This window comes from Pseudomonas sp. NPDC089996 (assembly GCF_044748405.1).
GTDB lineage: Bacteria > Pseudomonadota > Gammaproteobacteria > Pseudomonadales > Pseudomonadaceae > Aquipseudomonas.
Genome location: NZ_JBIVGA010000014.1, coordinates 100,241 through 123,512, shown reverse-complemented (window position 1 = coordinate 123,512; position 23,272 = coordinate 100,241). Strand labels below are relative to the sequence as shown.

The following is a 23,272-nucleotide window of genomic DNA, read 5'->3' as shown; positions in this document are numbered from 1 at the left end:
GGGCCGCAAGGCGGCCCCGGCAATTTCTGCTGCGAAGCTGAAACCCTGGGGCCGCTTCGCAGCCCTTTCGCGACGCAAGGCCGCTCCTACAGATAGCCACCGTTGTGCTATCGTTGCGCCGACTTCAGACAGGATTTTGAGAGAATTCTCACATGACGGCGGCCAGGGAGCGGTTGATAGGCGTTGCGCTTTCGCTGTTGCTGGTTGCCCTGTCGCTATTGGCCGGCCCTGCCCACGCAGACGACGGCTCTGCCCCCTCCGCACAGGCCCAGCAGCGCGCCAGGGCAGTGACTCAGGTAGTCCTGGGCATCCTCAGCTATGCGCGCTGGCCTTCCGAGCCGGTGCCCTTGCGCCTTTGCCTGGTCGGCCCCACCGAATACGCCGACGATCTGATCAAGGGCAACGTGCAGAATTCCGGGCAACCCCTGCAGGTACGCCGGCTGCTGGCCGATGACCGGCAAGTGGCCGAGGCCTGTGACGCCATCTACATCGGCAAGCTCGACGACGCCCAGCGCGACCACCTGTTTCAGACGGTCAGCGGCCACCCGGTATTGAGCATCAGCGAAGCCGACGACCCTTGCACGGTCGGCAGCTTGTTCTGCCTGCGCGTCGGCGACCAGCAGGTCGCTTTCGAGGTCAACCTCGACTCGGTGGCCCGTTCCGGCGTGCGCATCCACCCCAGCGTGCTGCAACTGTCCCGGCGTCGCGGAGCTTTGCCATGAAGCGTGCAGACAAGCATGGCGTGCGCCCGACCTTGCGCTCGGTGCTCGGCCGCGGCCACCTGAGCGTGGCCTTGCTGGCAGTGGGTTTGGCCGGCATCTCGCTGACCCTGCTTGGCGTGCTCGCATTGCGTGTCTACGCCAACCACAACCTGCACCTGATTGCCCGTTCGATCAATTACACCGTCGAAGCCGCCGTGGTGTTCGATGACAGCGCAGCGGCCAATGAGGCGCTGGAGCTGATCGCCAGGACGGAAGAAGTGGCGGATGCCAAGGTTTTCAACAACGACGGTGATCAGCTGGCGCACTGGCAGCGCAGCGATGTGGGCGTACTCGCGCACCTGGAGGCGCAAGTGGCGACGGCCCTGCTGGGTGAGCCGATCAACCTGCCGATCATGCACCAGCAACAGAAGGTCGGGCATATCGAGCTGATTGGCCAGGGTCGCAGCCTGCTGCTGTTCCTGCTCAGCGGCCTGGGCGGCATCCTGTTCTGTACCCTCCTCAGTGCGTTTGTCGCTTTGTATCTGTCGCGGCGCCTGCTCGGCGACATCGTCCGGCCCCTGCGGGGCCTGGCCAGTGTCGCCCACGCCGCCCGGCGCGAACGCAGTTTCGACCGGCGTGTGCCGGAAGCCCCCATTGCCGAACTCAACGAGCTGGGCAACGACTTCAACGCCTTGCTCGATGAACTGGAGGTCTGGCACAGCCACCTGCAGAGCGAAAACGCCACCCTGGCGCACCAGGCCAGCCACGACAGCCTCACCGGCCTGCCCAACCGCGCGTTCTTCGAAGGCCGGCTCAGCCGCAGCCTGCGCAACGCCGCCCGGCAGCAAGACCATTTGGCGGTGTTGTTCCTGGACAGTGACCACTTCAAGCAGATCAACGACAGCCTTGGCCATGCCGTGGGTGACGAAGTGCTGATCAACGTCGCCGACCGCGTGCGTGCGCAACTGCGCGAGCACGACCTGGTGGCCCGCCTGGGTGGTGACGAGTTCGCCGTGCTGCTGACCCCACTGCACTCACGCCAAGACGCCGAACGCATCGCCGAGAAGATCATCGCCAGCATGCAATTGCCGGTGCTGCTCGACGGCGGCGAAAGCCTGACCACGTCGCTGAGTGTCGGCATTGCGTATTACCCGGATGATGGCAGTGACCCTGCCAGCCTCCTAAATGCCGCGGATGCGGCGATGTACCAGGCCAAGCGCAAGCGCCGTGGCCAGTGGCAAGCGGTGCAGACGGAACGGTCCGCCGCCGATTACAGGAACAGGAGTTGAGCCGTGATACAGCGTTTGCGTTTATCTTTCGTCGTGATGGTGCTGGCCTTGCTGGCGCTGGCAGGATGCCAAAGCCCACCCCCCAAAGGGCTGACCGCTGAGCAGATTGCTGTGCTCAAGCGTGAAGGTTTTGCCCCCACCGACGAGGGCTGGGCGTTCGACCTGTCGGGCAAGGTGCTGTTCGGCAGTGATCTGGACAGCCTGAACGGCCCGAGCCAAGTGATCGTCGAGCGGGTCGGCAAGGCGTTGCTGGGCGTGGGCATTCAGGGCGTTCGGGTCGATGGCCATGCCGATGCCTCGGGCAAGGCAGCGTACAACCAGCAGTTGTCGGAGCGGCGTGCGCAGAGCGTGGCCAACGCGTTGATCGACGTGGGCATGCCGGCACAGAACATACATACCCGTGGGCTGGGCAGCACGCGGCCGGTGGCAGACAACCGCACCAGCGCAGGGCGAACCGAGAACCGCAGGGTTTCTATCGTGGTCGCGTCCTACTGAGATTTGCCGCCCATTCGCGGGCTTGTCCCGCGAATGGGCTGCATAGCAGCGCCATCAATCCCGAGCAAAGCGCATCTCGCGCGTCTCACCCATCAGCATTGGCGCATTTGCCTCAGTCACCCCACGGATGTAGTCCCACAACAGAGTAATGCGCTTCAACTTCCTCAAATCCTCCCGGCAATACATCCAGAACTGCCGCGTCACCTCGATCTCCTCCGGCAACACCGTCACCAGCCGCACATCCTGCGCCGCCAGAAAACACGGCAATATCGCCAACCCTCGCCCCTGCAACGCCGCCGTGTACTGGGCTATGACGCTGGTACTGCGCAAATGCGCATTGGCATTGGGAATCAGGTTGGCCAGGTACAGCAGCTCCGAACTGAACGCCAGGTCGTCCACATAGCTGATGAACGGGTGGCTCACCAGGTCACTGACCTGGCGGATGGGCGCATGCCTGTCCAGATAGTCCTGGGTCGCATACAGGCGCAGCCGGTAGTCGCACAGCTTGCAGCACACATAAGGCCCATGCTCCGGCCGCTCCAGAGCGATGACGATGTCTGCCTCGCGCTTGGACAGGCTGATGAAGTGCGGCAGCGGCAGGATATCCACCGAGATGGCCGGGTAGGCATCGACGAAGTGGCTCAGTTGCGGGGTGACAAAAAAGCTGCCAAAACCCTCGGTGCAACCCATGCGCACATGCCCCGACAACGCCACGCCCGAGCCTGAGACCTGCTCGCAGGCCATGTGCAAGGTGCTCTCGATCGACTCCGCGTAGCCCAGCAGCCGCTGTCCCTCTGCAGTCAGGACGAAGCCACTGGTGCGTGACTTCTCGAACAGCAGTGTGCCCAACGCCCCTTCCAGCGAGCTGATGCGCCGCGACACCGTGGTGTAGTCGACGGCCAGGCGTTTGGCCGCGCTGCTGGCTTTGCGCGTGCGCGCCACTTCAAGGAAGAACTTCAGGTCGTCCCAGTTCAGCGAGCTGAGGGAGGTCAGGTCTTTTTGCATGTTGATCCGGTTTTTTTGTGCGTTCTTGTTGGATGTTTGCACATCTATACTCGAAAAAAGCCCCAAGGCGCCACTGCGTGTTTGCCCGGCGCTGGCGATCTCGTCCTGACAATAATTCCAAGGAGAACGCAGATGAACGCACCACAATCCCCTGACAAGACCAAGGTCGAGCAGGTAAAGCTGCTGATCGACGGCCAGTGGGTCGAGTCGAAAACCAGCGAATGGCGCGATATCGTCAACCCGGCCACCCAAGAGGTGCTGGCGCGGGTACCGTTCGCCACCGTCGAAGAAGTGGATGCCGCCGTGGCTGCGGGCCAGCGCGCTTTCAAGACCTGGCGCGACACCCCGATCGGTGCACGCATGCGCATCATGCTCAAGCTGCAGGCGCTGATCCGTGAACACACCAAGCGCATCGCCCAGGTGCTCAGCGCCGAGCAGGGCAAGACCCTTGCCGACGCCGAAGGCGACATCTTCCGCGGCCTGGAAGTGGTCGAGCACGCAGCCTCCATCGGCACCCTGCAGATGGGCGAGTTCGCCGAGAACGTCGCCGGTGGCGTGGACACCTACACCCTGCGCCAACCGATCGGCGTGTGCGCTGGCATCACCCCGTTCAACTTCCCGGCGATGATCCCACTGTGGATGTTCCCGATGGCCATCGTCTGCGGCAACACCTTCGTCCTCAAACCTTCCGAGCAGGACCCGCTGTCGACCATGCTGCTGGTCGAGCTGGCGCTGGAGGCCGGTGTGCCGGCGGGCGTGCTCAACGTGGTACACGGCGGCAAGCAGGTGGTGGATGCGATCTGCACCCATCAGGCCATCAAGGCGATTTCCTTCGTCGGCTCCACTGAAGTCGGCACCCACGTCTACAACCTGGCCAGCCAGCACGGCAAGCGCGTCCAGTCGATGATGGGCGCGAAGAACCACGCCGTGGTGCTGCCCGACGCCAACCGCACGCAAACCGTCAACGCCCTGGTCGGTGCTGCCTTTGGTGCGGCCGGCCAGCGTTGCATGGCCACCTCGGTGGCGGTGCTGGTGGGCAAGGCGCGTGACTGGCTGCCCGACATCAAGGAGGCGGCGAGCAAGCTCAAGGTCAACGCCGGCTGCGAGCCGGGCACCGATGTCGGCCCTGTGGTTTCCAAGCGCGCCAAGGAGCGTGTGCTGGGCCTGATCGAAAGCGGTATCAAGGAAGGTGCCAAGCTCGAACTCGATGGGCGCGGCGTGAAGGTGCAGGGCTACGAGCAGGGCAACTTCGTCGGCCCGACCCTGTTCTCCGGGGTGAAGACCGACATGCAGGTGTACACCCAGGAAATCTTCGGCCCGGTGCTGGTGACCCTGGAAGTCGACACCCTCGACGAAGCCATCGCCCTGGTCAACGCCAACCCCTTCGGCAACGGCACCGGCCTGTTCACCCAGAGCGGCGCGGCGGCGCGCAAGTTCCAGAGCGAGATCGACATCGGCCAGGTCGGCATCAACATTCCGATCCCGGTGCCGGTGCCGTTCTTCAGCTTCACCGGCTCGCGTGGTTCCAAGCTCGGCGACCTCGGCCCTTACGGCAAGCAAGTGGTGCAGTTCTACACTCAGACCAAGACCGTCACCGCCCGCTGGTTCGATGACGACAGCGTCAACGACGGTGTGAACACCACCATCAGCCTGCGCTAAGGAGCTTGTCATGCGTATCGCATTCATCGGTCTGGGCAACATGGGCGCGCCCATGGCCCGCAACCTGATCAAGGCCGGGCACCAGTTGAACCTGTTCGACCTGAACAAGACCGTGCTGGCCGAGCTCGCCGAACTGGGCGGGCAGGTCAGCGCCTCGCCCCGGGACGCGGCGGCCAGCAGCGAACTGGTGATCACCATGCTGCCGGCGGCGGCCCATGTGCGCGCCGTTTACCTCAATGAAGAGGACGGTGTGCTGGCGGGCATCCGCCCAGGCACGCCGACGCTGGATTGCAGCACCATCGACCCGCAGACCGCGCGTGATGTGTCCAGGGCCGCTGGGGCCAAAGGTGTGGACATGGGCGATGCGCCAGTGTCCGGTGGTACCGGCGGCGCGGCGGCGGGCACGCTGACGTTCATGGTCGGTGCCAGCCCCGAACTGTTCGCCACCCTCAAGCCGGTGCTGGAGCAGATGGGCCGCAACATCGTGCATTGCGGCGAGGTCGGCACTGGCCAGATCGCCAAGATCTGCAACAACCTGCTGCTGGGCATCTCGATGATTGGCGTATCCGAGGCCATGGCCCTGGGCAATGCACTGGGCATCGATACCAAGGTGCTGGCCGGGATCATCAACAGTTCGACCGGGCGCTGCTGGAGCTCGGATACCTACAACCCGTGGCCGGGCATCATCGAGACTGCCCCGGCATCGCGTGGTTATACCGGTGGGTTTGGCGCCGAACTGATGCTCAAGGACCTGGGGCTGGCCACTGAGGCCGCACGCCAGGCGCATCAGCCGGTGATTCTGGGTGCCGTGGCCCAGCAGCTGTATCAGGCCATGAGCTTGAGGGGTGACGGCGGCAAGGATTTCTCGGCGATCGTCGAGGGGTACCGCAAGAAGGATTGACGAGCGAGATCTTCATCGCGGGGCGGGTGGCCTTCCCTCTGTAACTGCGCTCCAGAGGGGAGAGAGCCTGTACTGCGATTTTTTTTGGGCATTATTTAGGCAAGGGGGGTAAGTAATGCATGAAAATCCCTATTCCAAAAAATGCAATGGACGATATCCAAAATGAAGCACCCATGAAGATGAGGAGGGTCTTGATTTTTGAAGGAAGACTATTTATTTCCGTCATATCAATGAGGTTTTTTCGTGCGTAGACTTTAGGGATGAGCAGGATTAATGAGATGTTAGTCAGTCGAAAGACTTTTCCTATCAGGCCGGCGTGTAGCCACAACTCTTTTTCGCCGGTTATCGCGTCGCAGTTTAGTAAGAAACCTTCAATGTAATCGATCTTGCGATGAGCAATATAGGCTGTAAATGCCAGATTCAAGAAAGCTAATGCAGTGACTGTCATGCCGTACACTAAAAAAATACAGTGCATGATTGTCATTTTGCTACTGCCTCGTATAGAAATTCCCCACCCCAGGCACCTGCTTCATTCCCAAATTTTCCGCCTGCCATTCCCCCCACTGTACCGCCGAATATCCCACAAGCGAGCGCGCCGGCTCCCCGTGTTGCTACGCCAAACACCACGCTGCAAGCAGCACCAAGAAGAAGTTTACCACTGGCTGCCCCAACCGTCGTACTAATCAAGCCCAAGGTTAATGAACTAACCTCCACATATTGCGCCTTTTTGCATTCCTCCTCGCGTCCGAGCGTACAGGCTTTGTGTATCTCTAGGCCCGTAGCGGCGACGTCCAATGCAATCCCAAGGTACGTTCCATTTTTTATCAGATTAGAAGCTTTCGCCACTCCCGAGACCTTATTTGCATACCCTGCAATCTCGCCTGTATGCATGTAGCTTTTGGTGGATATGCCTAACGTCCTTTTGATCGAGCCTCTGTTTTTTAAACCGGAACCATACGCAGCCAGCTTGTCCAGCTGCTCGTTCAGCTTCATGAACAGAGCCGAACGCTTTGCATAGAACTGTTCGCGAGCCGCCATGGCCCCTGACCCGAGGTGCTGCTGATACAACTTTTCGATATCCATCAAGGTGGCCTCAATCGCTTTCAGATGCTTGCTCCACCCTTCACTGACCACGCCAGCCCCCACCGACGCATGGGCGATGAGGCTTTTCAAGGTCTCGAAATTGTCCAGAAAAAAGTTATCCACACCCTGGCCGTTGCGCATCAGCCCCAGGTGCGCAATTGTCGCCTGCCTCATCATCCAGGCTTCCTGGCTGGTACAGGAGGCCGTAGTGGGATCGCCGATGATGATAAGTTCACCGCTACGGACCACCGTATTGGCAATGTGTGAATTCAGCACGTCAAACTTTTCCAGGGAATGACCGGTCAGCGCCAGGTCGGATTTCAGCCTATGATAGTTTTGCAGCTTGAGATTGAGATACGCGCGGGCTTCAGTCATGGCAACACCCTCACGCGTATTTTTTGTTGCCGATTCGGTCCCATCCTCCGGCGATATTGCCGCCGCCACTGCCATCGTGGCGGCGCTGCTGGGTGTAGGTGGTCTTGATCCGGCCGTAATTGAGCTGCACCACCTCCAGCGGCACCCCTGTGTCGACGCTCTGCGAGTACTCGGCGATGATCACTTCTTCAAGGACGATTTCGAAATACCTGAGTTTGTCACCGCCAGCGCGGCAGAGGGCCAGTTTCACCTCTTTCAGATGCTGGCCTGTGCAACTGGCTTCCATCAGTTTGCAGCTGGCACTGTCGAGGTATTTAGTGAAAGTCAAGTTGGTGACCGAGGTCCGGCCCGATGTTGCGCCACCTGCGGAACTCGCTGTGGCAGATGTACCTTGGCTGACACCGAAGTCGTAGCCGAGTACCTCGATCCACTTGCTGTATTTTTCATCCAGGGCTTCGCCCGGAATATTGTCGATCTGAATATAAGCGTCGAGAGACATACTGACCGCTCCATGGCAATTGATTTATCGAATGTAGTTCCGGCGACTCGGCCGGTTGAAATAGCCTAGTGGCGTGGGAATTCGAGGGCAATGCTTTAGGCGGTCAGAAGGAGTAATTCAGAAAAGGACTACAAGAATGGGGTTGAATCTATAAGAAATGTAACAAGCATCAAGTCGCTTGCGTCATTAATCAAGCCTTGGGCATTGTGCGTATAGTATTTGTTTAGTTGCCAGCCTGCTCCTGCGGGAAGCGTCTTACGTTCCACAGGAGCAATAGCTGGATCGACTCACGAATCAGGCGAAGACGAAATACTTGCGCACGGTTTCGACCACCTCCCAAGTGCCTTTCATCCCCGGTTCGATCACGAACACATCACCCGCTTTCAGGTGCTTCGGCTCTTCACCCTCCGGGGTGATGATGCAGTAGCCATCGAGGAAGTGGCAGAACTCCCACTTCTCGTAGTTGACCTCGAACTTGCCCGGGGTGCAGATCCAGGTACCCATGATCTTGCTGCCGTCGGCCGACAGGTAGGCGTTGAGGTTGACGGTGTGCGGATCGCCGCCGATGCGCTTCCACTTGGTGGCGTCCACGACCGGGGTCGGGCAGGTTTCGCGCAGGACGGTGATGAAATCGGACATGGCACAACTCCTGGTGACTGGCTGAATGACTCGTCACCATAGGGCCATCCGCCGACCCGCAGTTGCCTGGGCTCGACGTCCAGCTGCCTGCCCGCGCTATTCCAGGGTGTTGACCTCGACGGTGATGTGGGCCAGTTCCTCGTGCACCCCCAGTGCCTGGCGCACGCTGTCGGCGCTCAATGCGGCCTGGCTGGCCAGGCTGAGGATGCAGGCATATTGGTCTTTGCCCACGCGCCACACGTGCAGGTCGGTGATGGTGGCGGGCACCGGCAGCTCGGCGACCACCTCGCGAATCTCTTCGACCACCGGTGCATCCATCTCGGCATCCAACAAGACGCGGCCGGTATCGCGCAGCAGGCCACGGGCCCAGAGCGCCACCAGCACCGCACCGACCAGGCCCATCACCGGGTCGAGCCAGCTGGCGCCCCAGAACTTGCCGGCCAGCAGGGCGACGATCGCCAGTACCGAGGTGGCGGCGTCGGCAATCACGTGCAGATAGGCCGAGCGCAGGTTCAGGTCGTGGTGATGATGGCCGTGGTCGTGATCATGGTCATGGTCATGGCCATGGTGATGATGATCGTGATCGTCGCGCAGCAGCCAGGCGCAGATCAGGTTCACGGCCAGGCCGATCACCGCAATGAAGATCGCCTCGTCATAGTGGATTGGCCCCGGCGTCAGCAGGCGCTCGGCCGACTGGAAGGCCATCAGTCCGGCCACGCCGAGCAGCAGCAGGGCGCTGGAATAGCCGCCGAGGATCTCGATCTTCCAGGTGCCGAAGGCGAAGCGCTGGTCGTTGGCATAACGACGCGCGGCAGCGTAGGCCAGCAGCGACAGGCCCAAGGCCAGGGCGTGGGAGCTCATGTGCCAGCCGTCGGCGAGCAGGGCCATGGAGTTGAAGAGCCAGCCACCGGCGATTTCCGCCACCATCATGATCGCTGTCAGCCATACGGCCAGGCGTGTCTTGCGCTCGGCGCCTAGGTTGCTGGTGTGGAACTGGTGGCTGTGCTGCCAGCGGCCTGAGGTTTGTGTCGCCATGGTTTATCATGCTCCCGGAACGTCGAGAAATATACTATACCCCAGTATACCTATCATGGTGTGAAAGCGAATGGCACATACGATCAAGAGCAAGAAGCAACTGCTCACCCGCGTGCGTAAGATCAAAGGCCAGGCCGCGGCCCTGGAAACCGCGCTGGAGCAGGACAAGGACTGCCTGGCGATCCTCCAGCAGATTGCCGCCGTGCGCGGCGCGGTGAACGGGCTGATGACCGAAGTGATGGAAGGGCACATCCGCGAACACCTGGTCGCCGAAGGGCTGAGCGCTGAGGAGCGGCAGGAAGAGGCGGACAAGGTGGCGGCGTTGTTGCGGTCTTATCTGAAGTGATACCCCCAGGGGGTATAGAGTGGGAATTCCATTTTCCTACGAGCCGATCAGTTGAGAGCTACGACGCAAGCTTAACCAGCTGCTATCCGCTTGATGTCGGCATGCTGTGAACTGCGTTGCAGATCGAACATCGTTGGAGGCTCGCAATGAAAATCTCAGTTGTATTGCACAAGGACACCCATTCGGATTATGGAGTGACTGTACCTAATGTGCCCGGCTGTTTTTCGGCCGGGGCGAGTGTTGCCAAGGCGTTGGCGAATGTTCGAGAAGCGCTGGCGCTGCATTTTGAAGGACTGATTGCCGATGAGGACGTATTACCCCAAGTTCAAGACGTAGATGTCCATAGGGCGAACCCCGATTACGCCGACGGGTTTTGGGCTGTTGTGGATTGCACGGACTTCGCCCGTCTTTACGGTGGTTCGACGCCTCGATGAACGTTCAAACCGGGATCAACCGCTCAACCAACCCCGCCGCATAGCCCGGTAATCCGGCAAAATCCCGCGCGCACAACAGCAACCGCCTGTTGGCCCAATCCTCTCGCAGTGCCACCCAATGCATCGGCAAAACGCCCTTCCAGCGCTGCACTGATGCCAGCGGCACCACGCCGATACCGGCACCACCGGCGACCATGCGTATCACCCCGTCAAACCCTTCGGCCCGCACCCGTACCTGCATGCGGTGGCCTTCGCGCAGGGCCTGTTCTTCCAGGTACAACGCGAGCGCACTGTTCACCCCCAGCCCGACATGGCCATGGACAAGGCAGTCGACAAAGCTCGGGGCGGGTTCTGCGGCGAGGGGATGATCCAGCGGTGTCACCAGCACCAGCGGGTCATCGCGAAACGGCAGGGTCTGCAGATGCGCGCTGGGCGCGGCGGTGGAAATGATGCCCAGATCAGCCATGCCTTGGGTGATCGATTGCACGATGCGCAGGCTCGGCAGCTCCTGCACATCGATGCTGATCCCGGGGTTGTCGGCGAGGTAGCTGGCCAGCCGCTCCGGCAGGTACTCGGTCAGCGCTGCCGTGTTGCACAACAGCCGCACCTGGCCTTGCTGGCCGCGCGCATAGTGGGCCAGGTCGAACTGCAGGCGCTCGACCTGCTGGCCGATCAGCCGCGCATGTTGCAACAGCGCCTGCCCGGCAGGTGTCGGCTGCACGCCACGGCGATTGCGCTCAAGCAAAGGCGTGCCAAGGGAGGCCTCCATCGCGCGAATGCGTGCACTGGCCGCTGGCAGCGACAGATGGCTGCGTCGGGCGCCGGCGGTGATGTTGCCGCACTCGGCGGTGTGCTGGAAAAGCCTGAGGTCGATCAGGTCGAAATGCATCTGCCTCTGTCCTAGCGAGAGTCTGGCTGAGTATATGGCAGATTTTCAGTTCAACCGCTGTGCGCCATCATGGCGGCCATGGATACCTTGATCGCTTTCTACCAACACATTGGCCCGGCGCTGACGCTGCTGGTGGTCGTCACCTTCCTGCTGGCCGGTGCAGTCAAAGGCGTGATTGGCCTGGGCCTGCCGACCATCGCCATGGGCCTGCTGGGGCTGGCTATGCCACCGGCGCAGGCTGCGGCGCTGCTGATCGTTCCGTCGACGCTCACCAACCTCTGGCAACTCGCAGCCGGAGGGCATCTGCCGGCGCTGCTGCGCAGGCTTGGGCCGATGCTGGCGATGATCTTCGTTGGTACGTTGCTTGGCAGTGCCTGGCTGGGCATCAACAGCGGGCCCTGGGCGGTGCATGCATTGGGGGCGGCGCTGGTGATCTACGCGCTGTATGGGCTGGCAGGCCCGGCCTTGCGTGTGGCGCCGGAGCGGGAAGGGTGGCTGGGGCCGGTCTGTGGGCTGGTGACCGGTGTGGTCACTGCGGCCACTGGCGTGTTCGTGATGCCAGCGGTGCCTTACCTGCAGAGCCTGGGCCTGAGCCGCGACGAGATGATCCAGGCACTGGGCCTGTCGTTCACGGTCTCGACCCTGGCGCTGGCCGTTGGCCTGGTCGGGCAGGATGCCTTGGGTGGGCAAGCGCTGGGCGCTTCGTTGCTGATGCTGGCGCCAGCGCTGCTGGGCATGCTCGCTGGGCAGTGGCTGCGCCAGCGCATCAGCGCAGCGCTGTTCAAGCGCTGCTTCTTCATTGGCCTGGCCGCACTGGGCGGCCATCTGCTGATCAACGGTTAGCGGACGAGGCGCTGAGCATGACGATCGGCTGGATGTCGAAATCGCGCTCCAGGTAGTCCATGCGCTTTGCGAAGAACTCGGCCATGTGCGGCAGCGCCGAGTGCACGTCCAGCGCTGCCTTGTCGGCCCACACCTCATAGAACACGAACAGGCTCGGGTCCTGCTGGTCGCGCAGCATGTGGTATTCGATGCAGCCCGGTTCCTGGCGGCTTGGTTCGACATAGGCGCGGAACAGGGTTTCGAAGGCTTCGGCCATTTCCGGACGGGTCTTGGCCTTGAGGATGAATGCGTGCTGCTCGCTCATGGATCGGTTCTCGCAATGGCAAAGGGATGGTGAAACGATTCTACGGCAATAATGCCTTTATTATCTTTGACTTCAGGTCAATTGTATTTTGCCCTTCGCCTGCTGTATCCCGCCCCCGCGAACGTCTAACCTGCGGCCCTGAATTTTTGACTCGGCCCAGGAGGCCCAGCATGAAAAAGATCCTTCTGCTCAACGGTGGCAAACAGTTCGCTCATTCCGACGGCCGCCTCAATCAGACCCTGCACGACGCCGCCCTGGCCCACCTGGACCGCGCCGGCTACGACGTGCAACAGACCTTCATCGACGGCGGCTACGACGCCCAGGCCGAAGTGGAGAAATTCCTCTGGGCCGATGTGATCATCTACCAGATGCCGGGCTGGTGGATGGGTGCGCCCTGGACCGTGAAGAAGTACGTCGACGACGTCTTCACCGTCGGCCACGGCAGCCTCTACGCCAATGATGGCCGCACCCGTTCCGACCACTCGCAGAAGTACGGCAGCGGTGGCCTGATCCAGGGCAAGCAGTACATGTTGTCGCTGACCTGGAACGCACCGCAGCAGGCATTCGATGACCCGACCGACTTCTTCGAGGGCAAAGGTGTGGATGCGGTGTACTTCCCGTTCCACAAGGCCAACCAGTTTCTCGGCATGACCGGGCTGCCGACCTTCCTGGCGGTGGATGTGATGAAGCGCCCGGACGTGCCGGCGGCGCTGGCGGCCTATGAAGCGCATCTGGACAAGGTGTTCGGCAAGGCGATCTAATCCCTGCATGGACCAGCCACAGGCGCGCTCGTGAAAACCCGATCCGAAGAACTCCAGGTGTTCGTCGCCGTCATCGACTGCGGCTCGATCTCCGCCGCTGCCGAGCAGATGGGCCAGACCCCGTCGGCCGTCAGCCGCACGCTGTCACGCCTGGAGGGCAAGCTCGGCACCACGCTGGTCAACCGCACCACCCGGCGCATGGACCTCACCGAAGAAGGCCGTTTCTTCCTTGAGCGTTCGCGCCTGGTGCTGGAGCAGATGGACGAGATGGAGGAGCGCCTGTCGATGAACCGCCAGACGCCATCCGGGCGCCTGCGCATCAACGCCGCGGCGCCGTTCATGCTGCACGCCATCTTGCCGTGGATCGGTGAGTTCCGCCGCCAGTACCCCGGCATCGAGCTGGAACTCAACACCGATGACCTGATCATCGACCTGCTGGAGCAGAGCACCGACGTGGCCATCCGCATTGGTGACCTTGCCGACTCCAGCCTGCATGCCCGCTCCCTCGGCTGCAGCCCGGTACAGGTGCTGGCAAGCCCGGCGTACCTGGAACAACACGGCACACCGGAAAAGGTCGAAGACCTGAACAGTCACACCCTGCTCGGCTTCAGCCAGCCCGAGTCGCTCAACCAGTGGCCATTGCGCCACGCTCAAGGTGACCGCTGGGGCATCCGCCCGGCATTGATCGCTTCCAGCGGCGAGACCCTGCGCCAGCTGGCGCTGGCCGGGGAGGGCATCGTCGCCCTGTCGCACTTCATGACCCACGAAGACATCCGCGCCGGCCGCCTCAAGGTGCTGCTGAGCGACGCCAACAATGGCTACCGCCAGCCGATCCACGCGGTGTACTACCGCAACACGCAGCTGGCCCTGCGCATCCAGTGCTTCCTCGACTTCATCCAGCGCAAGCTGGCCATGTACGCCTGCTGAGTTGCCTGAACGCGACAGGTCCTGTCCACAGGCGGCGAAACTTCCTACGTCTGATTGCACAGTCAGAGCGCTTCGGCCTTACTGACTGCTCAACAAAAACAACACCAAGGAAGTGTCATGCGTATTGTCCCGTTCCAGTACCTGGCTCTGGCAGCCGCGATCCTGAGCTGTTCCTCGACGTATGCCGCCACGTTGGAAGGCGGTGCTGTGGCCGCACCCGATCAATATGGTGCACAGGTGGCCGCCGACATTCTCAAGAAGGGCGGCAACGCGGTAGATGCGGCGGTGGCCACGGCCTTCACCCTGGCGGTGACCTACCCCGAGGCGGGCAACATCGGCGGCGGTGGCTTCATGACCCTGTTCGTCGACGGCAGACCGTACTTCCTCGACTACCGCGAAGTGGCGCCCAAGGCCGCCACGCGCAACATGTACCTGGACGACAAGGGCGAGGTGATCGAGAACCTGAGCCTGGTCGGCGTGCGCGCTGCTGGCGTGCCCGGCACGGTGATGGGGCTGTGGGAGGCCCACCAGAAATTCGGCAAATTGCCCTGGAGCGAACTCCTCACCCCGGCCATCGGCTATGCGAAAAACGGCTTCAAGGTCGCCGAAAAGCAGTACCAGTACCGCAACGATGCCCAAGGCATGTTCAAGACCGCGACCAACTTCAACGATTACTTCGGCAACATGAAGGTCGGTGAGCTGTTCAAACAGCCGGAAATGGCCCAGACCCTCGAACGCATTGCCGACAAAGGCGTTAGCGAGTTCTACCAGGGCAAGACCGCCGACCTGCTGGTAGCGCAGATGCAGGCCGACAAGGGGCTGATCACCAAGGAAGACCTCAAGGACTACAAGGCTGTATGGCGTGAGCCGATCGCCATCAGCTGGCGCGGCAATGTGGTCTACACCGCGCCACCGCCAAGCTCGGGTGGTGTGGCCCTGGCCCAGCTGCTGGGCATCAAGGAAGACCGGGCGGCAGACTTCAAGGGTGTGGCGCACAACTCCGCGCAGTACATCCACCTGCTTTCGGAGATCGAAAAGCGCGTGTTCGCCGACCGTGCCGACTACCTCGGCGACCCTGCGTTCACCAAAGTGCCGGTCGACCAACTGGTAGCCAAGGACTACCTGGCCAAGCGTGCCGCGCAGGTCAACCCGAAGGCCATTTCCGAAACCGACAAGGTCAAGCCAGGCCTGGAACCGCACCAGACCACGCACTTCTCGATCGTCGACAAGCAAGGCAACGCAGTCAGCAACACCTACACCCTCAACCTCGATTACGGCAGCGGCGTGGTGGTCAAGGGGGCGGGCTTCCTGCTCAACGACGAGATGGACGACTTCAGCGCCAAGCCGGGGGCAGCCAATGCCTTTGGCGTGGTCGGCGGTGATGCCAACGCCATCGAACCGGGCAAGCGCATGTTGTCGTCGATGAGCCCGAGCCTGATGACCCGCGATGGCAAAGTCGAGCTGGTGATCGGTACCCCGGGTGGTTCGCGGATCTTCACTTCGATCTTCCAGGTGATGAACAACCTGTACGACTACAGCATGCCGCTGGAGAAGGCCGTGGCGGCGCAGCGAGTGCACCATCAGTTGCTGCCCAAGGACACGATCTACTTCGACAGCTACGCGCCGCTGACCGGGCCGGTGGCGGATGAGCTGAAGAAAATGGGCTATGTGCTGGAGGATCAGGGTTGGGAGATGGGCGATATCCAGGCGATCCGGGTGAATGGGGCGCAGCTTGAGACCGCTTCGGATCCGCGTGGGCGTGGGGTGGGGATGATCGTCAAGTAATATTCGAGATTGCCGGGAGGGCTTTGCCCTCCTTTCGCGACACAAGGCCGCTACTACAAGGGAACGCGATTCCTGTGGGAGCGGCCTTGTGTCGCGAAAGGGCCGCAAAGCGGCCCCAGGGGCTCAAGGTCAGACGCGGAACTGGCTGACCAGCATCTGCAACTGCCCACCCAGGCGCGCCAGCTCGACGCTGGACGCCGCCGTCTCATCGCTGGCTGCGGCGGTCTGCTCCGACACATCCCGCACATTCAGGATGCTACGGCTGATCTCTTCAGCCACTGCACTCTGCTGTTCGGCCGCCGCCGCGATCTGCTGGTTCATCGACTGGATGCTCGACACCGTGCTGGTGATGTTTTCCAGCGAGGAGCCGGCCTTGCGCGCCAGTTCGACACTGCTGTCGGTCAGCGTGCGGCTGCCCTGCATGGCATTGGCCACCTGCTGGGTACCATGCTGCAGGCTGGCCACCAGCTCTTCGATCTCTTCGGTGGACTTCTGCGTGCGCTGGGCCAGGCCACGCACTTCGTCGGCCACCACCGCGAAGCCGCGGCCGGCCTCACCGGCACGGGCCGCCTCGATCGCGGCGTTGAGCGCCAGCAGGTTGGTCTGCTCGGCGACCGACTTGATCACGTCCATCACGCTGCCGATCTTCTGGCTTTCCTGCTGCAGCAGGTTCATGGCCTCGGTGGAGCGGTGCACTTCCTCTGCCAGGCGCTCGATCTGGCTGATCGCCTCGCCTACCACGCGGTCACCGGCACGGGCCTCGTCGTCGGCACCGGTGGCCGCATGCGAAGCCTGCTCGGCGTTACGCGCCACCTCTTGAACGGTGGCAGCCATTTCGTGCATGGCGGTGGCCACCTGGTCGGTCTCGACCTTCTGGCTGTTGGCGCCGGCGCTGGTCTGCTCGGTCACCGCCGACAGCTCTTCGGCAGCACTGGCGATCTGCGTGACGCCGTCACGGATGCCGCTGATCAACTCGCGCAGGGTGGTGCCCATGCGCGCGATGCCTTGTTGCAGCACGCCAATCTCGTCGCGGCGGGTGACGCGCAGGTCATGGGTCAGGTCGCCACCGGCGATGCGCTCCACGGCTTGCAGGGTGTCGCGCAGAGGGCCGGTGATCTGGCGGGTGATGATCACTGCGGCGATGACGCCAGCCAGCAGCGCCAGCAGCGTGGCGATGGTCTGCAGGCTGCGCGCCTGGGCACTTTCGGCGTCGCGGCGCTCGATCTGTATCTTGTACAGCGCGTCGCTGCGCTTGACGATGTCAGCCCCTTGCACGGTCATTTCGGCACGGGAGGTGGTGATATCGGCGACCGCATCACGGAACTGGCGCACCGCATCGCGATAAGCCTGTACCGACTGTTCGAACTGCTGCACACGGTTGGCTTCAGCCGGCAGCTGGCGCTTGAGGTTGTCGATGTCGGCCAGCGCACCCTCCAGCTGGCGCAGGGCGGCCTGCTCGTTGGCGGCGGTGTTGTCGGCGATGTAGCCGCGCACATCGATGCGCACTTGCAGCAGTTGCTGGCGTGCCTTGCTGATCAGCTGGTACTGGGCCAGCCGCACAGCGTCTTCCTCCGGGCGCGACATGACGTCCTGACTGAGCGACTCCATGGCTTCATCGGCCTTGACCGCCGACACGTTCATCGCGTCACGGGCTGCCTGCGAATTCTTGTAGCCGGCGCGCATCTTGTTGAGCGACACCTTGTATTCGCTGATGGTCTGCCCCAGCTCCTTGAGCAGCACGACGTTGGCCGGGCTGGTGAAGGTGCTGACCAGGTATTGCTGCTGCTTGCTGAAGGCGTCGAGCTTGGCCTGGGTATTGGCGGCGGCGGCATCATCGCCATTGGCGATCATGTACTGCAGGCGCGCCACGCGCAGGTCGGTCAGGTCCTTGTTGAGCTGGCCGATGTCGCCCATCCAGTTGCTGCGGTCGATCAGGCTGCCCAGGCTGGTCCAGCCGGTCAGGGCCAGCAGGCCGGTCAGAAAAAGCACCAGGCCGAAGCCCAGCCCGAGTTTGAGGTTGACGCTGATATTGGCAAACCAGCTGTTCATGCACGCTCTCCAGAAAATTCATTCGCTCACTTGATCGTCGATCGCAGGGCGTTGTTGTTCTGGGGAGCCCGCTGATTCGTGCAGGTGTTATCGGCACGACATAGGGAAAGCTGAATCGCTTTTTCAGTTGATTTGTAACTATGTGAAAACGTTTGCTTTTTGGAGATAGCAGGGGGCCGCGTCGCGCTCCATCGCAGGCAAGCCAGCTCCCACAGGTATGGCGGAGCTCTTGAAGCCAGCGCTATACCTGTGGGAGCTGGCTTGCCTGCGATGGGGCGCGAAGCGGCCCTGAAATCTCAAAGGCTACGCGCGCTGAAGGTATCGCAGCTGTTCACATCACCCTGGGCAAACCCGGCCTTGAACCAGCGCACCCGCTGCGCCGAGGTGCCATGGGTGAACGAGTCGGGCACCACGCGGCCCTGGCCCTGCTGCTGCAGCCGGTCATCACCAATGGCATTGGCCGCATTCAGCGCCTCTTCAATATCACCCGGCTCCAGCCAGTTCAGCCGTTTCTGCGCCTGATACGCCCACACCCCGGCCAGGCAGTCAGCCTGCAGCTCCTGACGCACCAGCAGGCCGTTGTCGCCTTCCATGCGCTGGCCGCCGCGCCGGGCCGCATCGACCTTGGCCGACACGCCCAGCAAGGTCTGCACGTGATGGCCGATCTCGTGGGCGATCACATAGGCCTGGGCAAAATCACCCGCTGCGGCGAATCGGGTTTCCATCTCGCGGAAGAACGACATGTCCAGGTAGACCCGCTGGTCCGCCGGGCAGTAGAACGGCCCGACTGCGGCAGAAGCAAAGCCGCAGGCCGAATTCACCTGGCCGCTGAACAGCACCAGCTTGGGGTCGCGGTATTGCTTGCCTGCCTGGGCGAACAGAGCCTTCCAGGTGTCTTCGGTGTCGCCCAGGATCGAAGCGACGAACTGGGCTTGCTCATCATTGGCCGCTGGCGCCTTGTTGTCCGCGCCGCTGGGGGCCTGCTGTTGCTGCATCTGCCCGGTGAGCTGGCCAAGAATCTGCAGCGGATCCTGGCCGGTCAGCCAACCGATACCGACGATCAGCAGTATCGCGCCGAGGCCCAGCCCCTTGCCGCCGCCAAAACGCATACCGCCACCGCCGCCACCTTCGCCACGAGCATCGACCACGTTGTCGCTGCGCCGGCCTTTTCGCCATTCCATGAGGTGCTCTCCAGAGCGTGAAACATAGAGACAAAGATTAGATCACCCTGGCCAAAGGCACTAATGCATAACCATTTGGTTATGCATCTGACGGCTGATTTCAATATTCATCCCGCGCGACCTGCCTGAAACTGCAAGTCCGCCTGCCGTGACAGGCGTTCTGATAATTCCAAGAGAGGAATCCGGCATGCCCGCCCAGGACACCAGCCGCTTCGTGATCCGTGATCGCAACTGGCACCCCAAGGCCCTGACGCCTGACTACAAGACGTCGATTGCCCGCTCGCCGCGCCAGGCACTGGTCAGCATCCCGCAATCGATCAGCGAAACCACCGGCCCGGACTTTTCCCACCTGGGCTTCGGTGCCCACGACCACGACCTGCTGCTGAACTTCAACAACGGTGGCCTGCCGATCGGCGAGCGCATCATCCTTGCCGGCCGCGTCGTCGACCAGTACGGCAAGCCTGTACCCAGTACCCTGGTGGAGATCTGGCAAGCCAACGCCGGTGGCCGTTACCGCCACAAGAATGATCGCTACCTGGCGCCGCTGGATCCGAATTTCGGTGGCGTCGGCCGCTGCCTGACCGACCGCGACGGCTACTACAGCTTCCGCACCATCAAGCCGGGCCCGTACCCATGGCGCAACGGCCCGAACGACTGGCGCCCGGCGCACATTCACGTCGCCGTCAGCGGCCCGTCGATTGCCACCAAGCTGATCACCCAGCTGTACTTCGAGGGCGACCCGCTGATTCCGCTGTGCCCGATCGTCAAGTCGATTGCCAACCCCGAAGCCGTGCAGCAGTTGATCGCCAAGCTCGACATGGGCAATGCCAACCCGATGGACAGCCTGGCATACCGCTTCGACATCGTGCTGCGCGGCCAGCGCAAGACCCACTTCGAAAACTGCTGAGGACCCCGCCATGCCTATCGAACTGCTGCCGGAAACCCCTTCGCAGACCGCCGGCCCCTACGTGCACATCGGCCTGGCCCTGGAAGCGGCCGGCAACCCGACCCGCGACCAGGAAATCTGGAACTGCATGGCCAAGCCGGATGCGCCAGGTGAACAGATCCTGCTGATCGGCCAGGTGTATGACGGCAACGGCCACCTGGTGCGCGATTCGTTCCTGGAACTGTGGCAGGCTGACGCCAATGGCCAGTACCAGGACGCCTATGACCTGGAAAATGCATTCAACAGTTTTGGCCGCACCGCCACCACCTTCGATGCCGGTGAGTGGACCGTGCACACGGTCAAGCCAGGTGTGGTGAACAATGCCGCGGGCGTGCCGATGGCGCCGCACATCAACATCAGCCTGTTTGCCCGGGGGATCAACATTCACCTGCACACGCGCCTGTATTTCGATGACGAGGCCGAGGCCAACGCCAAGTGCCCGGTGCTCAACCTGATCGAGCAGCCGCAGCGCCGCGAGACCTTGGTTGCCAAGCGTTGCGAGGTAGATGGGAAGACGGCATATCGTTTCGATATCCGTATTCAGGGGGAGGGGGAGACGGTCTTCTTCGACTTCTGAGTCAAGCCTGGGGCCGCTTTGCGGCCCTTTCGCGACACAAGGCCGCTACAGGAGATTGCGTACCCCTGTAGGAGCGGCCTTGCGTCGCGAAAGGGCTGCAAAGCAGCCCCAGCGATCTGTTGGTCAACGCCTAACCAGCAGGACGCCACTTTCCATATGGTGGGTATACGGGAACTGGTCAAACAACGCACAGCGCTCGATGCGGTGCGTGTCCTGCAACTGGGCAATGTTCGCCGCCAGCGTTTCCGGATTGCACGAGATGTACAGGATCCGCTCGAAACGCCGGGTCAGCTCGCAGGTGTCCGGGTCCATCCCGGCACGCGGCGGGTCGACGAACACCGTGCCGAAGTCGTAGCTTTTCAGGTCGATGCCTTCCAGCCGACGGAACGGACGCACCTCGTTCAGCGCCTGGGTCAGCTCTTCCGCCGACAGGCGCACCAGCCGCACGTTATCCACAGCGTTCTCGTCGAGATTGCTCAGTGCAGCATTGACCGAGGTCTTGCTGATCTCGGTAGCCAGCACCTGGCGCACGCGGGTGGCCAGCGGCAGGGTGAAGTTGCCATTGCCGCAGTACAGCTCCAGCAGGTCGTCCTCACGCTCGCCGATGGCCTCGAAGGCCCAGCTCAGCATCTTCTGGTTCACCGCGCCGTTGGGCTGGGTGAACGCGCCTTCCGGCTGGCGGTAACTGAACACCCGGCCGGCGACATCGAGCTTTTCCACGGCGTAGTCGCGGCCGATCACCAGGCGTTTGCCCTTCGAGCGGCCGATCAGGCTCACGCCGAGGTCTTCGGCCAGCTGCCGGGCTGCCACTTCCCAGGCTTCGTCCAGCGGGCGGTGGTAGCACATCGTGACCATGGCATCCCCGGCCAGGGTGGTGAGGAACTCCACCTGGAACAGGCGGTTGCTCAGCGCCTCGCTGGCCTGCCAGGCGGCTTTCAGGCGCGGCATCAGCTCATTGATACGCTGGCTGGCGATGGGGAAATCGTCGATCAGGATCGCCTGGTGCTTGTCGCCCGGGGCGAACATGGCGTAGTGGCGCTGGCCGTCTTCGCGCCACAGGCGGAACTCGGCGCGCAGGCGGTAATGCTCGCGCGGCGAGTCGAAAACAGCCGGTTCCGGCGCACCGAAGGGCGCCAGCAGCTCGCGCAGCCGGGCAACTTTGCCCTCCAGCTGGGTGTCGTAGGCGGTGGGGTCGAAGACAGCACTCATGCGTTGAACCAGCCCAGCTTGATGACGAACAGGATGGAAAGGATCACCAGGGCCGGGTTCAGGTCGCGGTGGCGGCCGGAGATCAGCTTGACGGCGGTCCAGGAGATGAAGCCGAAGGCGATGCCGTTGGCGATCGAATAGGTCAGCGGCATGGCCAGCGCAGTCACCACCACCGGGGCGGCTTCGGTGACGTCGTCCCAGTTGATTTCCGCCAGGCCCGAGGCCATCAGCACGGCAACGAACAGCAGCGCCGGGGCGGTTGCAAAGGCTGGCACGCTACCGGCGAGCGGGGCGAAGAACAGCGCCAGCAGGAACAACACGGCGACCACGATGGCAGTCAGGCCGGTACGGCCCCCGGCGCTCACGCCAGCTGCGGATTCGATGTAACTGGTGGTGGTCGAGGTGCCCAGCAGGGAACCGGCCATGGCCGCGGTGCTGTCGGCGATCAGGGCACGGCCCATCTTCGGCATGTGGCCGTCCTTGCCCATCAGGCCGGCACGCTTGGCCACGCCGATCAGGGTGCCGGAGTTGTCGAACAGGTCGACGAACAGGAAGGCGAAGATCACGCTGACCAGGCCGACGTCGAGGGCGCCCTTGATATCCAGCTGCAGGAAGGTCGGGGCCAGCGAGGGTGGCATCGAGACCACCCCGCCAAATGGTGTCACGCCCATCAGGATCGAGGCGATGGTCACGGCCAGAATGCCGATCAGCACCGCGCCACGCACCTTCAGCGACTCGAGGCCGACGATCAGGAAGAAGCCCAGGGTGGCGAGGATCGGTGCCGGTTGCTTGAGGTCGCCCAGGCCCACCAGGGTCGCCGGGTTATCGACGACGATGCCAGCGTTATGCAGGGCGATCAACGCCAGGAACAGGCCGATACCTGCGGCAATCGCCGAACGCAGCGGCAGCGGGATGCTGTTCACGATCCATTCGCGGATGCGGAAGATCGACAGCAGGAAGAACATCACCGCCGAAAGGAACACCGCGCCCAGTGCCACCTGCCAGGTGTGGCCCATGTGCAGGACCACCGTGTAGGTGAAGAAGGCGTTCAGGCCCATGCCCGGCGCCAGGGCGATCGGGTAGTTGGCGATCAAACCCATGGTGGTCGAGCCGATGGCCGCAGCCAGGCAGGTGGCGACGAAGATCGCGCCCTTGTCCATGCCCGTCTCGCCGAGGATGCTCGGGTTGACGAACAGGATGTAGGCCATTGCCAGGAAGGTGGTGACGCCCGCGAGAATCTCGGTGCGCACGTTGGTGTTGTGTGCTTTTAGTTGAAACAGCCTGTCCAGCATGCCCGCTCCCCAGGACGCCCTCGCGCCGTGAATGTATCGACCCCATCA

Annotated in this window: 25 protein-coding genes; 13 read left to right on the top strand and 12 right to left on the bottom strand. The window is 62.4% G+C overall.

Annotated features, from left to right (window positions below):
* Window positions 1-152: 152 nt before the first annotated feature.
* From ACIPW4_RS22325 to ACIPW4_RS22315, 3 genes are read left to right on the top strand one after another with little or no spacing between them, the layout of a single operon-like run.
* Window positions 153-722, top strand: coding sequence for a YfiR family protein (locus ACIPW4_RS22325; protein ID WP_400661540.1), 570 nt, complete (start codon window positions 153-155; stop codon window positions 720-722).
* Complete coding sequence (locus ACIPW4_RS22320) at window positions 719-1,990, top strand: diguanylate cyclase domain-containing protein (protein WP_400661538.1); 1,272 nt, start codon at window positions 719-721, stop codon at window positions 1,988-1,990. Before ACIPW4_RS22325 ends, ACIPW4_RS22320 begins: the two co-directional genes overlap by 4 nt.
* 36 nt (window positions 1,991-2,026) lie before the next feature.
* On the top strand, window positions 2,027-2,485 hold the full coding sequence (locus ACIPW4_RS22315; protein WP_400661549.1) for an OmpA family protein: 459 nt from the start codon (window positions 2,027-2,029) through the stop codon (window positions 2,483-2,485).
* A gap of 54 nt (window positions 2,486-2,539) precedes the next feature.
* On the opposite strand, the gene ACIPW4_RS22310 is transcribed toward ACIPW4_RS22315, so the two are convergent.
* Window positions 2,540-3,490, bottom strand: coding sequence for a LysR family transcriptional regulator (locus tag ACIPW4_RS22310; RefSeq protein WP_400661537.1), 951 nt, complete (start codon window positions 3,488-3,490; stop codon window positions 2,540-2,542).
* A 132-nt stretch (window positions 3,491-3,622) separates the two neighbouring features.
* Between ACIPW4_RS22310 and ACIPW4_RS22305 the strand changes: the two genes are divergently transcribed.
* Both ACIPW4_RS22305 and mmsB read left to right on the top strand, forming a co-directional pair.
* Window positions 3,623-5,149, top strand: a complete 1,527-nt coding sequence (locus ACIPW4_RS22305) for a CoA-acylating methylmalonate-semialdehyde dehydrogenase (protein WP_400661536.1) — start codon at window positions 3,623-3,625, stop codon at window positions 5,147-5,149.
* A gap of 10 nt (window positions 5,150-5,159) precedes the next feature.
* Window positions 5,160-6,050 carry a 3-hydroxyisobutyrate dehydrogenase gene (gene mmsB / locus ACIPW4_RS22300; protein ID WP_400661534.1) on the top strand — a complete coding sequence of 297 codons (891 nt, stop codon included), beginning with the start codon at window positions 5,160-5,162 and terminating at the stop codon, window positions 6,048-6,050.
* 91 nt (window positions 6,051-6,141) lie between these two features.
* Here mmsB and ACIPW4_RS22295 read toward each other — a convergent pair whose 3' ends face one another.
* The 5 genes from ACIPW4_RS22295 to dmeF form a co-directional block, all read right to left on the bottom strand.
* The gene (locus tag ACIPW4_RS22295; protein ID WP_400661533.1) at window positions 6,142-6,534 is read right to left on the bottom strand and encodes a hypothetical protein; all 393 of its coding nucleotides are present in this window, start codon (window positions 6,532-6,534) and stop codon (window positions 6,142-6,144) included.
* A complete protein-coding gene (locus ACIPW4_RS22290; protein WP_400661532.1) occupies window positions 6,531-7,508 on the bottom strand; it encodes a hypothetical protein in 978 nt (325 codons plus the stop codon). The genes ACIPW4_RS22295 and ACIPW4_RS22290 overlap by 4 nt, the downstream gene beginning before the upstream one ends.
* A 10-nt stretch (window positions 7,509-7,518) precedes the next feature.
* Complete coding sequence (locus ACIPW4_RS22285; RefSeq protein ID WP_400661530.1) at window positions 7,519-8,007, bottom strand: Hcp family type VI secretion system effector; 489 nt, start codon at window positions 8,005-8,007, stop codon at window positions 7,519-7,521.
* Between the two features lie 294 nt (window positions 8,008-8,301).
* Complete coding sequence (locus ACIPW4_RS22280) at window positions 8,302-8,646, bottom strand: cupin domain-containing protein (RefSeq protein WP_003258412.1); 345 nt, start codon at window positions 8,644-8,646, stop codon at window positions 8,302-8,304.
* A gap of 96 nt (window positions 8,647-8,742) precedes the next feature.
* A complete protein-coding gene (gene dmeF / locus ACIPW4_RS22275) occupies window positions 8,743-9,681 on the bottom strand; it encodes a CDF family Co(II)/Ni(II) efflux transporter DmeF (RefSeq protein ID WP_400661528.1) in 939 nt (312 codons plus the stop codon).
* A 70-nt stretch (window positions 9,682-9,751) separates the two neighbouring features.
* Here dmeF and ACIPW4_RS22270 point away from each other — a divergent pair, with 70 nt between their 5' ends.
* The gene (locus tag ACIPW4_RS22270) at window positions 9,752-10,027 is read left to right on the top strand and encodes a metal/formaldehyde-sensitive transcriptional repressor (RefSeq protein WP_110639471.1); all 276 of its coding nucleotides are present in this window, start codon (window positions 9,752-9,754) and stop codon (window positions 10,025-10,027) included.
* Between the two features lie 146 nt (window positions 10,028-10,173).
* Window positions 10,174-10,461: a type II toxin-antitoxin system HicB family antitoxin gene (locus ACIPW4_RS22265; protein ID WP_400661526.1), complete on the top strand. Its 288-nt coding sequence runs from the start codon at window positions 10,174-10,176 to the stop codon at window positions 10,459-10,461.
* Window positions 10,462-10,465: 4 nt separating this feature from the next.
* Here ACIPW4_RS22265 and ACIPW4_RS22260 read toward each other — a convergent pair whose 3' ends face one another.
* Entirely contained in the window at window positions 10,466-11,350 is an 885-nt protein-coding gene (locus ACIPW4_RS22260; RefSeq protein ID WP_400661524.1) for a LysR substrate-binding domain-containing protein, read from the bottom strand.
* A 78-nt stretch (window positions 11,351-11,428) separates the two neighbouring features.
* Between ACIPW4_RS22260 and ACIPW4_RS22255 the strand changes: the two genes are divergently transcribed.
* Complete coding sequence (locus ACIPW4_RS22255) at window positions 11,429-12,193, top strand: sulfite exporter TauE/SafE family protein (RefSeq protein ID WP_400661523.1); 765 nt, start codon at window positions 11,429-11,431, stop codon at window positions 12,191-12,193.
* Here the strand turns inward: ACIPW4_RS22255 and ACIPW4_RS22250 are convergent.
* On the bottom strand, window positions 12,183-12,497 hold the full coding sequence (locus ACIPW4_RS22250) for a putative quinol monooxygenase (protein ID WP_400661522.1): 315 nt from the start codon (window positions 12,495-12,497) through the stop codon (window positions 12,183-12,185). The genes ACIPW4_RS22255 and ACIPW4_RS22250 overlap by 11 nt on opposite strands.
* A gap of 170 nt (window positions 12,498-12,667) precedes the next feature.
* Between ACIPW4_RS22250 and ACIPW4_RS22245 the strand changes: the two genes are divergently transcribed.
* From ACIPW4_RS22245 to ggt, 3 genes are all read left to right on the top strand, one after another.
* Window positions 12,668-13,258, top strand: coding sequence for an NAD(P)H-dependent oxidoreductase (locus ACIPW4_RS22245; RefSeq protein WP_400661520.1), 591 nt, complete (start codon window positions 12,668-12,670; stop codon window positions 13,256-13,258).
* Window positions 13,259-13,288: 30 nt separating this feature from the next.
* A complete protein-coding gene (locus tag ACIPW4_RS22240; RefSeq protein ID WP_400661518.1) occupies window positions 13,289-14,185 on the top strand; it encodes a LysR family transcriptional regulator in 897 nt (298 codons plus the stop codon).
* A gap of 117 nt (window positions 14,186-14,302) precedes the next feature.
* Complete coding sequence (gene ggt / locus ACIPW4_RS22235; protein WP_400661517.1) at window positions 14,303-15,970, top strand: gamma-glutamyltransferase; 1,668 nt, start codon at window positions 14,303-14,305, stop codon at window positions 15,968-15,970.
* Window positions 15,971-16,099: 129 nt separating this feature from the next.
* Here the strand turns inward: ggt and ACIPW4_RS22230 are convergent, their stop codons facing one another.
* Together ACIPW4_RS22230 and ACIPW4_RS22225 are read right to left on the bottom strand one after the other, a co-directional pair.
* The gene (locus tag ACIPW4_RS22230; RefSeq protein ID WP_400661516.1) at window positions 16,100-18,019 is read right to left on the bottom strand and encodes a methyl-accepting chemotaxis protein; all 1,920 of its coding nucleotides are present in this window, start codon (window positions 18,017-18,019) and stop codon (window positions 16,100-16,102) included.
* Window positions 18,020-18,315: 296 nt separating this feature from the next.
* On the bottom strand, window positions 18,316-19,200 hold the full coding sequence (locus ACIPW4_RS22225) for a neutral zinc metallopeptidase (protein WP_400661514.1): 885 nt from the start codon (window positions 19,198-19,200) through the stop codon (window positions 18,316-18,318).
* Between the two features lie 187 nt (window positions 19,201-19,387).
* On the opposite strand from ACIPW4_RS22225, the gene pcaH reads away from it, so the two are divergent.
* A complete protein-coding gene (pcaH, locus tag ACIPW4_RS22220) occupies window positions 19,388-20,107 on the top strand; it encodes a protocatechuate 3,4-dioxygenase subunit beta (protein WP_400661512.1) in 720 nt (239 codons plus the stop codon).
* A 10-nt stretch (window positions 20,108-20,117) separates the two neighbouring features.
* Window positions 20,118-20,723 carry a protocatechuate 3,4-dioxygenase subunit alpha gene (gene pcaG / locus ACIPW4_RS22215; protein ID WP_400661510.1) on the top strand — a complete coding sequence of 202 codons (606 nt, stop codon included), beginning with the start codon at window positions 20,118-20,120 and terminating at the stop codon, window positions 20,721-20,723.
* A gap of 123 nt (window positions 20,724-20,846) precedes the next feature.
* Here pcaG and trmA read toward each other — a convergent pair whose 3' ends face one another.
* Window positions 20,847-21,932, bottom strand: a complete 1,086-nt coding sequence (trmA, locus tag ACIPW4_RS22210; RefSeq protein ID WP_400661508.1) for a tRNA (uridine(54)-C5)-methyltransferase TrmA — start codon at window positions 21,930-21,932, stop codon at window positions 20,847-20,849.
* Entirely contained in the window at window positions 21,929-23,224 is a 1,296-nt protein-coding gene (locus ACIPW4_RS22205; protein ID WP_400661506.1) for an NCS2 family permease, read from the bottom strand. The genes trmA and ACIPW4_RS22205 overlap by 4 nt, the downstream gene beginning before the upstream one ends.
* Between the last annotated feature and the right edge of the window lie 48 nt (window positions 23,225-23,272).

Bases quoted from the DNA above. Each gene is read 5' to 3' on its own strand.
- ACIPW4_RS22325 (WP_400661540.1), top strand. From the start codon at position 153: ATGACGGCGGCCAGGGAGCGGTTGATAGGCGTTGCGCTTTCGCTGTTG.
- ACIPW4_RS22225 (WP_400661514.1), bottom strand. From the start codon at position 19,200: ATGGAATGGCGAAAAGGCCGGCGCAGCGACAACGTGGTCGATGCTCGT.
- ACIPW4_RS22245 (WP_400661520.1), top strand. From the start codon at position 12,668: ATGAAAAAGATCCTTCTGCTCAACGGTGGCAAACAGTTCGCTCATTCC.
- ACIPW4_RS22315 (WP_400661549.1), top strand. From the start codon at position 2,027: ATGGTGCTGGCCTTGCTGGCGCTGGCAGGATGCCAAAGCCCACCCCCC.
- ACIPW4_RS22320 (WP_400661538.1), top strand. From the start codon at position 719: ATGAAGCGTGCAGACAAGCATGGCGTGCGCCCGACCTTGCGCTCGGTG.
- ACIPW4_RS22230 (WP_400661516.1), bottom strand. From the start codon at position 18,019: ATGAACAGCTGGTTTGCCAATATCAGCGTCAACCTCAAACTCGGGCTG.
- ACIPW4_RS22270 (WP_110639471.1), top strand. From the start codon at position 9,752: ATGGCACATACGATCAAGAGCAAGAAGCAACTGCTCACCCGCGTGCGT.
- ACIPW4_RS22305 (WP_400661536.1), top strand. From the start codon at position 3,623: ATGAACGCACCACAATCCCCTGACAAGACCAAGGTCGAGCAGGTAAAG.
- ACIPW4_RS22290 (WP_400661532.1), bottom strand. From the start codon at position 7,508: ATGACTGAAGCCCGCGCGTATCTCAATCTCAAGCTGCAAAACTATCAT.
- mmsB (WP_400661534.1), top strand. From the start codon at position 5,160: ATGCGTATCGCATTCATCGGTCTGGGCAACATGGGCGCGCCCATGGCC.
- ggt (WP_400661517.1), top strand. From the start codon at position 14,303: ATGCGTATTGTCCCGTTCCAGTACCTGGCTCTGGCAGCCGCGATCCTG.
- ACIPW4_RS22205 (WP_400661506.1), bottom strand. From the start codon at position 23,224: ATGCTGGACAGGCTGTTTCAACTAAAAGCACACAACACCAACGTGCGC.
- ACIPW4_RS22310 (WP_400661537.1), bottom strand. From the start codon at position 3,490: ATGCAAAAAGACCTGACCTCCCTCAGCTCGCTGAACTGGGACGACCTG.
- ACIPW4_RS22280 (WP_003258412.1), bottom strand. From the start codon at position 8,646: ATGTCCGATTTCATCACCGTCCTGCGCGAAACCTGCCCGACCCCGGTC.
- ACIPW4_RS22285 (WP_400661530.1), bottom strand. From the start codon at position 8,007: ATGTCTCTCGACGCTTATATTCAGATCGACAATATTCCGGGCGAAGCC.
- ACIPW4_RS22260 (WP_400661524.1), bottom strand. From the start codon at position 11,350: ATGCATTTCGACCTGATCGACCTCAGGCTTTTCCAGCACACCGCCGAG.
- pcaH (WP_400661512.1), top strand. From the start codon at position 19,388: ATGCCCGCCCAGGACACCAGCCGCTTCGTGATCCGTGATCGCAACTGG.
- dmeF (WP_400661528.1), bottom strand. From the start codon at position 9,681: ATGGCGACACAAACCTCAGGCCGCTGGCAGCACAGCCACCAGTTCCAC.
- ACIPW4_RS22255 (WP_400661523.1), top strand. From the start codon at position 11,429: ATGGATACCTTGATCGCTTTCTACCAACACATTGGCCCGGCGCTGACG.
- pcaG (WP_400661510.1), top strand. From the start codon at position 20,118: ATGCCTATCGAACTGCTGCCGGAAACCCCTTCGCAGACCGCCGGCCCC.
- ACIPW4_RS22265 (WP_400661526.1), top strand. From the start codon at position 10,174: ATGAAAATCTCAGTTGTATTGCACAAGGACACCCATTCGGATTATGGA.
- trmA (WP_400661508.1), bottom strand. From the start codon at position 21,932: ATGAGTGCTGTCTTCGACCCCACCGCCTACGACACCCAGCTGGAGGGC.
- ACIPW4_RS22250 (WP_400661522.1), bottom strand. From the start codon at position 12,497: ATGAGCGAGCAGCACGCATTCATCCTCAAGGCCAAGACCCGTCCGGAA.
- ACIPW4_RS22295 (WP_400661533.1), bottom strand. From the start codon at position 6,534: ATGACAATCATGCACTGTATTTTTTTAGTGTACGGCATGACAGTCACT.